At 65.5% G+C, this 13904-nt stretch carries 9 protein-coding genes; 8 read left to right on the top strand and 1 reads right to left on the bottom strand.

Features of this window, described 5'->3' with window-relative positions; translation table 11 throughout:
- The first annotated feature begins 14 nt into the window (after window positions 1-14).
- The 8 genes from CH275_RS00705 to CH275_RS00670 all read left to right on the top strand — a co-directional run bounded on the left by CH275_RS00705 (window position 15) and on the right by CH275_RS00670 (window position 12648).
- The gene (locus CH275_RS00705; RefSeq protein ID WP_094674613.1) at window positions 15-920 is read left to right on the top strand and encodes a PAC2 family protein; all 906 of its coding nucleotides are present in this window, start codon (window positions 15-17) and stop codon (window positions 918-920) included.
- 101 nt (window positions 921-1021) lie between these two features.
- Window positions 1022-1369, top strand: a complete 348-nt coding sequence (locus CH275_RS00700) for a molybdopterin oxidoreductase (RefSeq protein WP_094674262.1) — start codon at window positions 1022-1024, stop codon at window positions 1367-1369.
- Window positions 1369-3858, top strand: coding sequence for a nitrite reductase large subunit NirB (gene nirB, locus CH275_RS00695; protein ID WP_094674260.1), 2490 nt, complete (start codon window positions 1369-1371; stop codon window positions 3856-3858). The genes CH275_RS00700 and nirB overlap by 1 nt, the downstream gene beginning before the upstream one ends.
- Window positions 3855-4154, top strand: coding sequence for a Rieske (2Fe-2S) protein (locus tag CH275_RS00690; protein ID WP_094674258.1), 300 nt, complete (start codon window positions 3855-3857; stop codon window positions 4152-4154). The genes nirB and CH275_RS00690 overlap by 4 nt, the downstream gene beginning before the upstream one ends.
- Before the next feature lie 177 nt (window positions 4155-4331).
- Entirely contained in the window at window positions 4332-5819 is a 1488-nt protein-coding gene (locus CH275_RS00685; RefSeq protein ID WP_306436930.1) for a TIGR02677 family protein, read from the top strand.
- The gene (locus tag CH275_RS00680) at window positions 5816-7231 is read left to right on the top strand and encodes a TIGR02678 family protein (protein WP_094674254.1); all 1416 of its coding nucleotides are present in this window, start codon (window positions 5816-5818) and stop codon (window positions 7229-7231) included. The genes CH275_RS00685 and CH275_RS00680 overlap by 4 nt, the downstream gene beginning before the upstream one ends.
- 4 nt (window positions 7232-7235) lie before the next feature.
- Complete coding sequence (locus tag CH275_RS00675; RefSeq protein WP_094674252.1) at window positions 7236-11420, top strand: TIGR02680 family protein; 4185 nt, start codon at window positions 7236-7238, stop codon at window positions 11418-11420.
- Complete coding sequence (locus CH275_RS00670; protein WP_256990798.1) at window positions 11410-12648, top strand: DUF2399 domain-containing protein; 1239 nt, start codon at window positions 11410-11412, stop codon at window positions 12646-12648. The genes CH275_RS00675 and CH275_RS00670 overlap by 11 nt, the downstream gene beginning before the upstream one ends.
- Here CH275_RS00670 and mshC read toward each other — a convergent pair.
- On the bottom strand, window positions 12645-13886 hold the full coding sequence (gene mshC / locus CH275_RS00665) for a cysteine--1-D-myo-inosityl 2-amino-2-deoxy-alpha-D-glucopyranoside ligase (protein ID WP_094674248.1): 1242 nt from the start codon (window positions 13884-13886) through the stop codon (window positions 12645-12647). The two genes, CH275_RS00670 and mshC, sit on opposite strands and share 4 nt — an antisense overlap.
- Window positions 13887-13904 lie beyond the last annotated feature (18 nt).

Here is a 13904-nt window from a genome sequence, read left to right as displayed (position 1 = left end):
CCGTCCACGACGCTGTGGCCAATGCCACCGACCATCCCGAACCCGATTTCGACGACGACGAAGACATCCCGGAATTGCGCTCTCCCATTCTGGTGGCGGCCTTCGAGGGGTGGAACGACGCAGGTGACGCTGCGAGCGGTGCCGTCGAACATCTGGAGCTGATCTGGGACGCCAGTCCCCTCGCCGAGTTGGACTCCGAGGACTACTACGACTATCAGGTCAATCGACCGACCGTCCGTCAGGTCGACGGCGTGACCCGCGAGATCGAGTGGCCGTCCACGCGACTGTCGGTGTGCTCCCCTCCGGGTAGCGAGCGCGATGTGGTGCTGTTGCGCGGCATCGAGCCGAACATGCGCTGGCGCAGCTTCTGCGACGACCTCCTCGAATTCGTCGACCAGCTCGGCGTCGAGACCGTCGTGATTCTCGGAGCGCTGCTGGCGGACACCCCGCACACCAGGCCCGTCCCGGTCACCGGAACCGCCTACAGCACCGAGGCGGCCGAACAGTTCAACTTGGAACAGACCCGCTACGAAGGTCCGACCGGTATCACCGGCGTTCTGCAGGACGAATGCGTCAAGGCCGGGGTGCCGGCGGTCTCGTTCTGGGCTGCGGTGCCCCACTACGTCTCGCAGCCTCCCAACCCGAAGGCCACCGTCGCGCTGTTGCAGCGGGTCGAGGACGTGCTCGACATCGAGGTCCCGCTCGGCGAACTACCCACCCAGGCCGAGGAATGGGAGGAGGCGGTGACCGAGATGACGAAGGAAGACGAGGAGATCAGCGAGTACGTCCGCAGCCTCGAGGAGCGCGGCGACGCTGAGGTGGACATGTCCGATGCGATCGCGAAGATAGACGGCGACGCCATCGCCGCAGAGTTCGAGAAATATCTCCGGCGACGTGGCCCGGGCAATTTCGGGCTCTGAGCGGTGCGCACAGGGCAGACCCGGAGCCGGTGAGGTCTTTCTGATCCCGACGTAACGTCACCGCAGCGGTCACGTCACTCCGACACCGGAACCTCGTGGTCATGGCCAGCACACCGCGATTTCTGCAAGGCGTCTTCTCCTTCACCGGCAACGGTTTGGACAAGCCCGAGTTGATCGACCCCAGCCTGAGCTTCGTCGTGCCCGAGGGTGTGACGGCCCAACCGCTGTACTTTCGCGGGGGAAATTCGAGCGACGAGCTGGTGGTCGTGACCTTGCTGCGCGACGGAAGCCCGATGCGCATCTTCCCGATGGGCGCCAAGAGTGGAGTCAACATTCCGCTCCGGGTGGTCGAGGACGTCGACCCGGACACGGTCCTCGAGCTGGTTGTCGCGGCCCCTGCCGGAACCAGCGGAGAGGTCGTCGTCGATTTCGGTCTGGTGCTCGTCTGATGACTGCCGGAAAACAGCGACTGTTGGTGATCGGCAACGGAATGGCCGGTGCCCGAACAGTCGAGGAGATCATCAAACGCAACGGCAGATCGCAGTTCGAGATCACGATGATCGGCGACGAGCCGTACGGCAACTACAACCGAATCATGCTCTCGCACGTGCTGTCCGGTGAGACCACCGTCGACGACGAGGATCTCGTTCTCAATCCCATGAGTTGGTACAGCGAGAACGGCGTGACGCTGTATGTGGGCGATCGGGCCGTGTCGTTGGATCGATTCTCCAAGACGGTTGTGTGCGAGAGCGGTCGGTCCGTCGACTACGACGTGTTGATCGTGGCCACCGGAAGCAATACGTTCTTTCCGAACATGGACGGTCTGCGCGAGTCCGACGGAAGGCTGGCGCGTGGTGTGTTCGGCTTTCGCACCATCGCCGATACCAACGGCATGCTGCAGATGGCCGAGTCACGCGAGGATATACGCGCCGTCGTCATCGGCGGCGGACTCCTGGGACTGGAAGCCGCATACGGTCTACGCACGCAGGGCCTAGACGTGAATGTGGTGCACTCCCCCGGTCACCTGATGAATCAACAGCTCGACGAGCGTGGCGGACGCGTGCTGCGCAACAAGATCGAGTCGCTCGGTGTCGGGGTGCACACCTCGAAGCGGACGACCTCGGTGTTGCGTTCCGAGGACGGTGTCGTCACCGGAGTCGGGTTCAACGACGGCACCTCGCTGGCCGCGGACATGGTCGTCGTCACCGCGGGTATCAGGCCGAGCGTGGACTTCGCCCGCGCCGGCGGACTGGTGATCGAACGCGGGATCGTCGTCGACGACCAATTGCGTTGCGAGGACGAGGGTTCCATCTATGCCGTCGGCGAATGCTGCCAGCACCGCGGCGAGGTCTACGGACTCGTCGCGCCGCTGTGGGAGCAGGCCGTCGTCCTGGCCGATGTGCTTACCGGAGCCGATCCCGCTGCGGCATACCATGGTTCGCGGCTGACGACCAAGCTCAAAGTGGCCGGTGTCGACGTCGCCTCGATGGGGATCACGGCACCCGAACGCGACGACGACGAGTTCGTCCAGTTCTACGAGCCGCGCAGTGGTACGTACAAGTCGGTGATCGTGCGGAACAACAAACTGATCGGTGCCACCCTGCTGGGCGACATCTCCAAGGCAAACTTTCTGACTCAGGCATTCGACGAGAAAGTGCCGTTGCCCGACGAGCGCATCAGCATGCTCTTCGACATGGGGACACCCTCTGCGGCGACAGGAGCCGCCGAGCTGGCCGACGACGTCCAGGTGTGCAACTGCAACGGCGTCACCAAGGGTGCCATCGTGGCCTGCGTGCACGCGGGTGCCAAGAACCTGAGCGACGTCACCGCGAAGACTCGGGCGGGCAAAGGGTGCGGATCGTGCAAGGGCCTGGTCAAGGACATCATCGCGTGCGCATCAGGCGGTGCCCTCGAGGCCGATCCCACAGCGGACCGGTACGTCCCCTGCATCCCCATGACGAAGCCGGAACTGATCGACGCCATTCGAGCGCAGGATCTTCGGGCGGTGTCTGCGGTGTTCGCGGCGCTGGCGACCGGCGGATCCGAGGATGCCGCCGCCAAGATGCCGTTGGCATCGTTGCTGCGGACGGTGTGGGGCCCCGACTGGGTGGACGAGCGCGGCGCACTGTTCATCAACGACCGCGTCCACGCCAACATCCAGCGCGACGGCACGTTCTCGGTGGTGCCGCAGATGAAGGGTGGTGTCACCACCCCGGATCAGTTGCGCAAGATCGCCGACGTCGCGGACAAGTACCACGTTCCGCTGGTCAAGGTCACCGGCGGACAGCGGATCGACCTGCTCGGCATCAAGAAGGAGGATCTGCCGAAGGTGTGGGGCGATCTGGACATGCCTTCCGGCTTCGCCTACGGCAAGAGCATGCGCACGGTGAAGACCTGTGTCGGCAGCGACTTCTGTCGCTTCGGTCTCGGCGACTCGACGGCACTGGGCATCGCCCTCGAGGAGCGATTCCAGGGCTTGGAGACTCCGGCGAAGTTGAAGCTCGCGGTGGCCGGCTGCCCGCGCAACTGCTCCGAAGCACTGTGCAAGGACTTCGGCGTGGTGTCGGTCGGCGAAGGCAAGTGGGAGATCTACGTCGGCGGTGCCGCTGGCGCGCACATCCGCAAGGGCGATCTACTGGCCACCGTGACGGGGGCCGAGGAGGTTCTGACCGTGGCAGGCAGGTTCATTCAGCATTACCGCGAGAACGCCCAGTGGCTCGAGCGAACGTACGCGTGGGTTCCGCGCATCGGCCTGGAGGAACTGAAGAGCGTGCTGATCGACGACCGCGACGGCATCGTCACGGGACTCGACGAGCGAATGCAGGCATCGGTGGACGGCTACATCGACCCCTGGCAGGATCGCGCGGCACCGAAGTCGCCCGCCCAGTTCACCCCGTCGCTGCCCCTGCTTCCACTGCCACAGGTTCCGGTCCGATGAGCGTGCCGGTGGGTGCACTGGAAGACCTGACGCCCGGTGAGGGACGGGCTTACGTGGTGGACGGCAAGCAGGTCGCTGTCTTCCGGCTCAGCGACGGATCGGTGCGGGCGATGGATGCCGTCTGCCCGCACAAGGGCGGGCCACTGGCCGACGGTCAGATCGACGGATCCATCGTCGTGTGCCCGCTGCATCAGTACACCTTCTCGCTCGACGACGGCACCTGCCCCAGCGGCATCGACTCGGTGCGCACCTACCCCGCCGCAGTGGTGGACGGAAAAGTCACCGTGGAGCTGTAACGGCACGGTCGAACGACTGGCACTCCTACCCCAAGGGTCGTTCCGCAGGCTCCACTCCTACCACCAGGGTCATTCCGCAGGCTCCACTCCTACCACCAGGGTCATCCCGCAGGCTCCACTCCTACCCCCTACCCTGTTCCAGTGAGCGAATCAGGTGAGGACGCGCGGCGGGGAGCCGTGAACGCGTTCGTGGAGGAGGACCGTCTCGGGCTCTTCTCGTTCGCCGTTGCCGAGAAGCGATCCGAGTACCTGGCTGTTCTGCGAGCATTCGACACCGCACGAGCCAACTACGTCGTCCTGCTGCACTCCGGAGACGTAGCCGACCTCATCGCACGGAGCTCGGGGCACCGCGACACACCGACCACCCTCGACATCGCACCTCTGCTCGATCAGCTCCACGCCTGGGGCCTGCTCGAACGCAGCTACGACGGGACTCGCGCCGCAACCCTCGCCGAGTACCGCAATCGGCACTTCGTCTACCAATTCGGTCAAGCCGGCTACAAGGCCTATCGTGCAGTCGAGGACGTGCTCGGGGCCCGCCTGGACGACGCTGCGCTGTCGCGGCTGGTGCTGCCCGAGCTATTGGCCGACATGCACGAATTGGCCGAGGCGAACCGTCAGGCCGACGGCGATCGCATCTACCGCAAGCTCAGCCGACTCGATTCGACGCTGTCGGAGATGGCGACCCGCGCCGCCCACTTCTATCTGGTACTCGGTGACCTGGTGCGCACCACCGAAATCACACCGGAGTCGTTTCTGGTCCACAAGGACGCTCTGCTGACGCACATGCGTGAATTCAGCTCGGATCTGACGCGCTACGCCCCAAAATTGGCCGAAGCGATTGCGCTGGTCGAGAGCACCGGCATCGAAGCACTCGTCGAGCGAGCCGCGATCAGCGACGAACGAGTGTTTCTCACCGTCGCCGAACGCCGCGCCGACTGGACCGATCGCTGGGCCGGTCTCTCGCACTGGTTCGTCTCGGCCGAGTCCGAGCTCAGCGAGTCCGAGCGACTCCGCGAGGGCACGATGAGCGCGATCGCTGCCGTGCTGTCACTGCTGCGCCGTGTCACCGAGACCCGTAAGGGCGGAGTCAGCCGCGAGAGCCAACTGCGCCATCTGGCCGGTTGGTTCGCTGCCGCCCCCACCGAGGACAGCGCGCACGCCCTGTTCCATGCCGTGTTCGGCCTGGGCAAACCACGGCATCTGTCGATGGTGCATCCCGACGCCGACATCATCCCCACGTCCCGATCGTGGTGGGAGGCACCGCCGGTCGAGATCTCGCGCACCCTGGCCGAGACCGGGCGCACCCCCACCCCCGGCGTTCCGGGACGGGTACAACGCAACGACGGCAGCATCAGACGGCTTCGGGAGCAGCAACTCGAGTCACAGCGATCACGCAGCTCCGCAGCACAGTCGCTTGCATCCGCCGGAATCCACGACCGAATTCTCGACGAGCAGGAAACCGAGGTGCTGTTGAGCCTGCTGAATGCTGCGTTGACCGCGCGGGTACGCGTGAGTGGCCGCACCTCCGATTCGTCCGGATCGGACAGCGGCGTCCGCCTGACGCTGAGCGACAGCGACCGTTCGACGATCGTGCGAACCAGCAGAGGCCGATTGCATCTCGACCGCCTCGCGCTCGAGGTCAGCGAGGTGGCACGCCGATGAGAGCTCGCGAGATCTCGACCCTCGCACTGGATTCCTACCAGCGGGCCGCCCGGGTCGCGCTGTCGAATCACCTGGTGACCACGACGTACCCCGATCGGATCGCACTGCCATTGCTGCGCAGATGGGCCACCGAGTTGCGTGAGGACCTGCTCGAGCTGTTCGGATATCGACTCGAGGTCACCGAGACCACCGCACGACTGTTCCCGGTGATCGACGGACTCGACGACAGCCAACCCGCGCGAACGTCCACCGACCGGATCTTCGATCGCCGCCGATACGCGTACCTGGCGCTGGCACTGGCCGCCCTCGGCAGGGCCGGGAATCAGATCACCCTGTCCGAACTCGCGGATCACGTTGCGGCAGAAGCGAGTCAGGTCGACGGCGTCGAGCTGACAACCGACCGAGCAAGTGACCGAGACGCATTCGTCGACGCGATCGGCTGGCTCGCGACACGCGGTGCCATTGCGTTGGCCGACGGTGACGCGACCGGCTGGGCGAACAACCCGTCCGCAGGCGAGGCGCTCTACGACATCGACCGACCCGTCGTCGTCGCCCTGTTCAGGCCGCCTCGCGCCGTGCAGCATCTGCGATCGATTCGCGGTATGTTGGCCGACTCGGACGCCCCGATCGATCCCGAGGATTCCGATCCGGGACACGGCGATTCCGGACGGGAGGCGGACCCGAAGGAAACGCTGCGTGCGGTACGCCGCGCGTTGGTGGAGAAACCCGTCGTCTATCTCGACGATCTCGACCAAGACGGCCGCACTGCACTGAGCGCGACCCGCACCGTTGCCGACGTCGAGTTGCTGACCGGCCTCGTTGCCGAACGCCGGGCGGAGGGCGTGGCTCTCATCGACACATCGGGAAGACTCTCGGACTACCGCTTCCCCAGCACCGGAACTATTGCTCAGGTCGCATTGCTGATTGCGGGCGAAATTTCGGACCGGGTGATCGATCCGGATGCACCCGCGCTGTCGACTTTTCCGCTTCCCTCGGGCGATGCACTGATCGAGCAGTTGGACAGCGCCATTCCCGACGGCGGAGTGTTCGGCGATCTCGCCGAGTTCGGATTCGGTTCCGATCCAACAGCTTTGGGCGATGCAGAAGACAGCAAGCGTTATCCGCTGATCGAGGACAGTTGGTTGGTGTCGGTGGTCGACGATCTGGTCGAACGCTTCGGTCGTACGTTCGCCGCTCAGTGGCAGACCGACCGGAACGGTCTGCGGCTACGATCGATCGCGCTGCTGCATCGACTTCGACTGATACACAGCGTGTCCGGCGGCGTGCTGGTGCTGCCGGTGATCGCGCGATATCGAGACGTGATGGTGAGCGTGCGCGACCGAGACCCGCAAGAGTCATTGTTCGGCACCGCACCAGCCCCCACCACCGATCCATCCGAAGTAGAGGTTTGAGTAGATGACCGCACACTCGACACGCTTTCGGCCGACGCGAGCAGGGATCGTCAACCTGTGGGACTACCGCGATCAGGAGTTCTCGTTCGCAGACGGTCGCCTGGTATTGCGTGGCCCCAACGGATCCGGCAAGACCAAAGCGCTCGAAGTGCTGTTCCCGTTCGTACTGGACGGCCGCATCGAACCGCGCCGGCTCAATCCGTTTGCCGGAGAAGAACGGACGATGAAATCGAACCTGCTCTACCGAGGGCAGGAGAGCGCACACTCGTACGTGTGGATGGAATTCGGGCGCGGATCGCGCGAGGATCCCGAATCGGTGACAGTCGGCATCGGCATGCGCGCCAGCCGACACAACGACAAGGTGACCCGTTGGTACTTCGTCGCCGACGGCCGAGTGGGCGTGGACTTCTCGCTGTTCGGTTCCGACGACCGGCCGTTGACGAAGAAGCAACTCGGTGAGGAGCTGGGCACCGACGCCCTGACCGATCGCCCGGTCGACTATCGGGCCGCGATCGACGCCCGCATGTTCGGTCTCGGTGCCCAGCGTTACGACCAGCTCATCAATCTGATTCTGACACTTCGCCGTCCGCAGTTGGCGAAGAATCTGGACCCCAAGGGTCTGTCGCAGGCCTTGACCGACGGCCTGCGTCCATTGGACGAGCAGTTGGTACTCGAAGCTGCACGCTCGTTCTCCGACATGGAAGAAGTGGGCCGGGCGCTCGAAGGTTTGGCGCAGGCCGATCATGCCGCCAAGAACTTCGTCTCCGTGTACTCCAAATATCTTCGAGTACAGACGCGCTCGGACGTCGAGCAGGTCTCGCGCCGGCTCGAAGCAATGACCCATGCGACCACCGCACACTTCGCCGCGGCTGCTTTGAAGGACCGGCGCCTGTTGGAACGGGCGGCAGCGGAAACTCGATTCGACGAGGCCGAACGCGCTTTGGATCAGGCCGTCGCAGACCGCGAAACACTGCAGCGCTCGAGCGCCTACGAGGGCAAACAGCAACTGGACGATCTGGCCGAATCCGCTGCGAAGCTGGAGATCTCGACGGCCCAGCAGGCCGACCGCGCACGCAAGGCGCACGCCGAACTGGAACAGCGCACCAGCGAGGCGGCTCGGGCCGATTCCGCACTCCGGGACTCCGTTGCCGGGGTGACCCGTGCCGAAGAGGAGTTGCAGACGGCGGCCGAGGACGCGGGTATCGTCTGGACACCGCTGCCCGGAACAGCGCGAAGCGATCAGATCAGCACCGCTCTGCGCGGCCATGCCGAGGAACGCGACGGCGACGTGCGGGCGGTGCGAGAGGCGCTGGGAACCGTCGACAAGGCGGCGACGGAACGCGCTCGCGCGGAGAAGGCCGCTTCGAAGGCTCGCGAGATGCTCGAGGCGGCGTCGGCGGCGGTCACCGAAGCCGAGGCCACCGTCGACCTGGAGAAGGCGCAGTTCGCTTCGGGACTGCGGGCGTGGTGGTCGACCAATTCGACCCTGTATTCCTCCGCAGGCATCACCGCGACGGCATTCGAGGCCCTCGACGCGGCGTTGGCAGAGATCGGCGACGACGACGCCCCGAGTCTGGAATCGGTTCTTGCCGAGCAGACCGCCGACGGTATCGACTCGATCCGCGCTCGACAGGCGCAGGCTCGTGTGGACGTGAGCACGCGTACGACCGAATTGACCGTGCTGCGTGACGAATTGACGCTGGTGCAGGCCGAACACGATGATGCGCCACCGCCGTTCGCCGCACGAACGGGATCTCGCGCCGAACTCTCGGGTGCACCACTGTGGCAGCTCGTTCGGTTTGCCGACACCGTCTCCCCCACCGACGCGGCGGGGATCGAATCCGCGCTGCAGGCGGCCAATCTGCTCGACGGCTGGATTCATCCGACCGCGGACTTCCCCGGCGACTCGAACTCGGAGCAGTATCTGTCGCCGCTGCCGGAGGCCTCGAGGCCGACCGAGACCACGTTGGCGTCCGTCCTCGAGCCTGAGCCCGGTACTGCCGTATCCGAATCGCGGATCCTCGACGTACTGAGTTCGGTTGCACTGCAGCAGGATCAAGGCGTTTCTCCGGGTAGTGCCGTCTCGATAGGTATCGACGGTCGGTACTGGCAGGGGGTGCAGCAGGGCCGCCACACCAAGACCGATGCCGAGTACATCGGTGCGACGGCCCGGGCGCGTCGGCGAGAGCAACGCATCGCCGAGCTCGGCGCAGCGATCGACACCGCGACCGCCGCACTCGAGACCGCGACGGCCGACGAGCGATCTGCCCGCGAATTGGTTCAGGCTCTGGGAGCAGCCGCCAAGCAACTCCCCCGGGTCTCGGCCATCGTGAAGGCGCAACGTGCGGTCACCGCCGCTGCGGGGGCGCTGCGCACCTCCAAGGAGGGTTCTGCCGCGGCCGACCGCGAATTCGACCAGGCGATCGCAGACCTGTCCGCGAAGGAGAAGCAGCTGCGCACCGTCGCTGTGGCGCACCGCACCCCGCACCTCGGTCGCGACATCGATGCCCTCGCCGCGGCGATTCGGCATTTCGAGCATCAGGGCTCGGTGGTGATCCGCAAGCGCGGCGAGCACACACGCGAAACAGAACGCGCCCGCGAAGCAACCAACCGACTCGAAGAGGCAACCGGGTTGGCCGAGGAACTCGCCGAGGAAGCCGCGATAGCCGACGAGAACTACCGGCAGCAGGTCCAACGCCTCGAGCTCCTGAGCGAAAAGCTCGGTGCCACCGCCGAACAGATCGACACCGATCTGGAGAACGCGCGCGAACGCATCGAGAAATGCCGCGCCGAGCAGCGGGCCGCGCGTAAAGCGGACAAGGAAGCCGGCGAAGCGATCGGCAAGGCCGAGGGCGGCTGCAACACAGCGCTGGAAGGCCTGCGCGGTGCCGTCACCGAAACTCTGGGCGACGCAGTGCGGCTCGCGCCGTATGCCCGTAAGGACCTACTCGGCATTCTCGGCATTCACGAGACCTACGCCTGGCCGGCCAGCGAGTCGGCGTGGCTGAGCGTCGAACAGATCCTGTATCGAGTCCAACAGGCCGACGGTCCCGACGACGAGGTTCCGGTGCTTCCGCCGGTGGTGCGTGCGTTGCACTCGGCACTCGATGCGGCGACGGCGTCGGTGAAAGTCAGTGACTCGAGTCGGAAGTCGACCCGGACGGCGCTGACGAGTGCGCTGCAGGAGTTCGACTCGCAACTGGCGGCATCGGGTCAGGACTACCGCCTGCAGTGGGATGCGCCGGACGGCTTGACGGTGGTGCGTGTGCAGGACGAGCAGGGCTACTCGTCGGTCGGAGACTTCGCCGACCGAATCGGTGCGGCGAGAGCCGATCAGGAGTTGCTGCTGACCGAGCAGGAGCGCCGGATTCTCGAAGATGCACTGCTGACCGGCCTGGCGCAGCAGATTCACGAGCGCACCGTCGACGCACGTGAACTGATCGCGCAGATGTCCGCCGAGATGAAGCAGCGCCGCATGTCCTCGGGCAACACGATCGGTGTGCACTGGGTTCTCGCAGACAACCTCGACGACGGTGCCCGGGCGGTGTCCAAGCTGCTCGATCGCGACGCCTCGGCGCTGAACCAGGACGATCTGGCTGCGATGCGGGCCCATTTCGCGTCGGAGATCAGGATCGCTCGCGCGGCGCATCCGGAGAGGTCGTACCCCGAGATCCTCTCCACGACACTGGACTATCGCCGCTGGCGCGTGTTCGCCTTCACGCTCATCAGCGGTGACGGCAACGAGGATCGGCTCACCGTCGCACGCCACAGTGCGCTCTCGGGTGGTGAGCAATCGGTGTCGCTGCATCTGCCACTGTTCGCTGCGGCGCACGTGATGCTGTCCTCTGCCGATCCGCACTCGCCTCGACTGCTGGCGCTGGACGAGGCATTCGCCGGTGTCGACGACAACGGCCGCAGCGAATTGCTCGGCCTGAGTGTGCAATTCGATCTCGATCTGTTCATGACCGGATACGACCTGTGGATCACCTACGGGGACGTCCCCGGTTGTGCTCACTACGATCTGGCGCACTCGACGGCCGAGAACACCGTCAGCGCAGCACTTCTGGTGTGGGAGAACGGCGAACTGTTCGCCGAACACGACGGTACCGATCTCGCCGCAGCACTCGGGTCACCGCTGACCCGCAGGGTACCGACCCGAACCGAAGGTGGGTTGGAGTTTGTCCGATAACAGCGAATGGCGGGGCAGCGTCGAATTGGCTGCGCTGCTGGAGGCTGCGCGAAAGAAGTTGGAGTCCAACTGGCTTCGCGTCGGGGGCAACATCACCGTCGATCTGAGCGACGCACCGGAGCTGTGGCGTCTGTGCAGTGCGATCTCTCGATCCAACTCCAGTCTGCATTCTCGGGCGCGCAGCACCAGGCTCGACCTGGAGCGGTTCGACGCGTGGCTGAGCCATCCTCTCAACGGCGGTCTCGGACTGATCGACACCCTCACTCGGCAGGCACCGCTGCAGGACAAGAAGCGCATCGCAGCGGACAAGGCACAGGTGCGAGCCGATGCACTCGATCGGGCCCGGGAGACCCTCGGAGGCGGAACCGATCGCGAGTGGATCGACCACTGGATCGCCTCGCTGCTCAATCAGGACGGCACCCTCGGCGGCCGCGTCGCGGTAGATGCGCTCGGGGTGGCCACGCAGGTCCTCGCGCTGCTTCCGGTGGACGGGATGTCGCTGACCGAGCTCGCCGAATTGGCCTGCAGTGATACCAAGGCACTCTCGGCCGGTGGTGCGCCGAAACTCGTCCTCGACGCATTGTCGTTGCGCGAGAACGTGCCTCGCCCCGCGGATCCGGTAGGAATCCGGGCACTGTGGGAGACCGCCGGGGTATCGGTCGACGCAGTGTCCAGCCGGGTACTGTTGCTCGGCTACCGCGTCGACCAGACCCATACGGTGGCACGTTGGCTGAACGAGGCTGCCGACGAGGGTGTGCCCTTTCCCCTCACCGTCGACATGCTCTCGCGTGGCCCACTCACCAACACCTCGTCCACAGTGTTCGTCTGCGAGAACGTGGCCGTACTCGCCGCTGCAGCCCGGACTCTCGGCTCGAACTGCGCGAGCCTGATCTGTACCGACGGTCAGCCCTCTGCCGCTGTCCACAAACTTCTCGGCTTCCGCGCACCCGGCACCACCATCCGCTGGCGTGCCGATTTCGACTGGGCCGGAGTGCACATGGTGACTCGAGCCATCTCCCGATACGACGCGACACCGTGGCGCATGGACGTCGATTCGTACCGTCACGCGCTCGATGCACGAAATTCCGAGCCACTGAAAGGTCATCCGACGGGCAGTCCGTGGGATCCGGAACTGGCTGCCGCCCTGCGTGACTCGGGCAGAGCCGTCATGGAAGAACGATTGATCCCGGATCTGCTGACGGATCTGCGGACCGGGGACTCGACCTAACGGAGAGGAACCCCGAGCAAGGCGTCGACCGCGTCGGCGAAGGCACCGGGCGCGCCCGAATCGGAGCCACCGCGTTCGACCGCGAAGCTCGCCCACGCGTCGAGAGCGTCGAGTGCCTTGGGGGTGTCCAGATCGTCGGCCAGGTGTTGACGCAACCGGTTGATCACGTCGTCGGCCGACGCTGCGCTCTCGAGCGCCGCGGCTCGACGCCACAGTGCGAGCCGAACGTGGGCCCGTTCGAGGACCTCGTCGGACCAGGGCCGATCCTGGCGGTAGTGCCCGGCGAGCAGACCGAGTCGTACGGCCGCGGGGTCGACGTTCTCGGCTCGAAGCTTGGAGACGAACACCAGATTGCCGCGGCTCTTGGACATCTTCTCGCCGTCGAGCCCGATCATTCCCGTGTGCACGTAGTGGCGGGCGAAGCGGGGATCACCGGTAGCAGCCTCGGCGTGTGCGGCCGAGAATTCGTGGTGCGGGAAGATGAGATCGCTTCCACCGCCCTGGATATCGAACCCGGACCCGATCCGGTTGAGCGCGATCGCCGCGCACTCGATGTGCCAGCCGGGCCGACCTGGACCCCACGGCGACGGCCACGACGGCTCACCCGGTCGCACGGCGCGCCAGAGCAGCGCATCGAGAGAATCACGCTTGCCCGCCCGATCCGGATCACCGCCGCGTTCGGCGAAGAACCTGTCCATCGTGGCGCGGTCGTAGCCGGACTCGTAACCGAACTGCTCGGTTGCGTCGGCCCGGAAGTACACGTCGGGGTACTCGGCATCGTCGACGACGTAGGCGGCACCGGCCGCGATCAACTTCTCCACCAGTTCGACGACCTCGTCGACGGACTCGACGGCACCGATGTAGTCACGCGGTGCGATCACCCGCAGCGCCTCCATGTCGGCGCGGAAGAGTTCGATCTCACGTGCTCCCAGATCGCGCCAATCCTCACCGTCACGGTCTGCACGCTCGAACAGCGGATCGTCGACGTCGGTCACGTTCTGTACGTAGTGCACCTCAGTGCCCGCATCTCGCCACAGCCGGTTGATCAGGTCGAACGTGAGGTACGTCGCGGCGTGCCCGAGGTGGGTGGCGTCGTACGGGGTGATTCCGCAGACGTACATCCGCGCCGTCGAACCGGGGGTGACGGGGCGTACCTGGCGGTCGGCGGTGTCGAACAATCGAAGCGCTGGACCCTGTCCGGGAATTGTCGGGATCTCCGGGCTCGACCAAGAATGCATGCAGCCGAGCCTATCCGA

Origin of the sequence: Rhodococcus sp. 06-235-1A, from assembly GCF_002258785.1 — a bacterium.
GTDB lineage: Bacteria > Actinomycetota > Actinomycetes > Mycobacteriales > Mycobacteriaceae > Rhodococcoides.
This window is presented reverse-complemented; position numbering and strand designations above follow the sequence as displayed.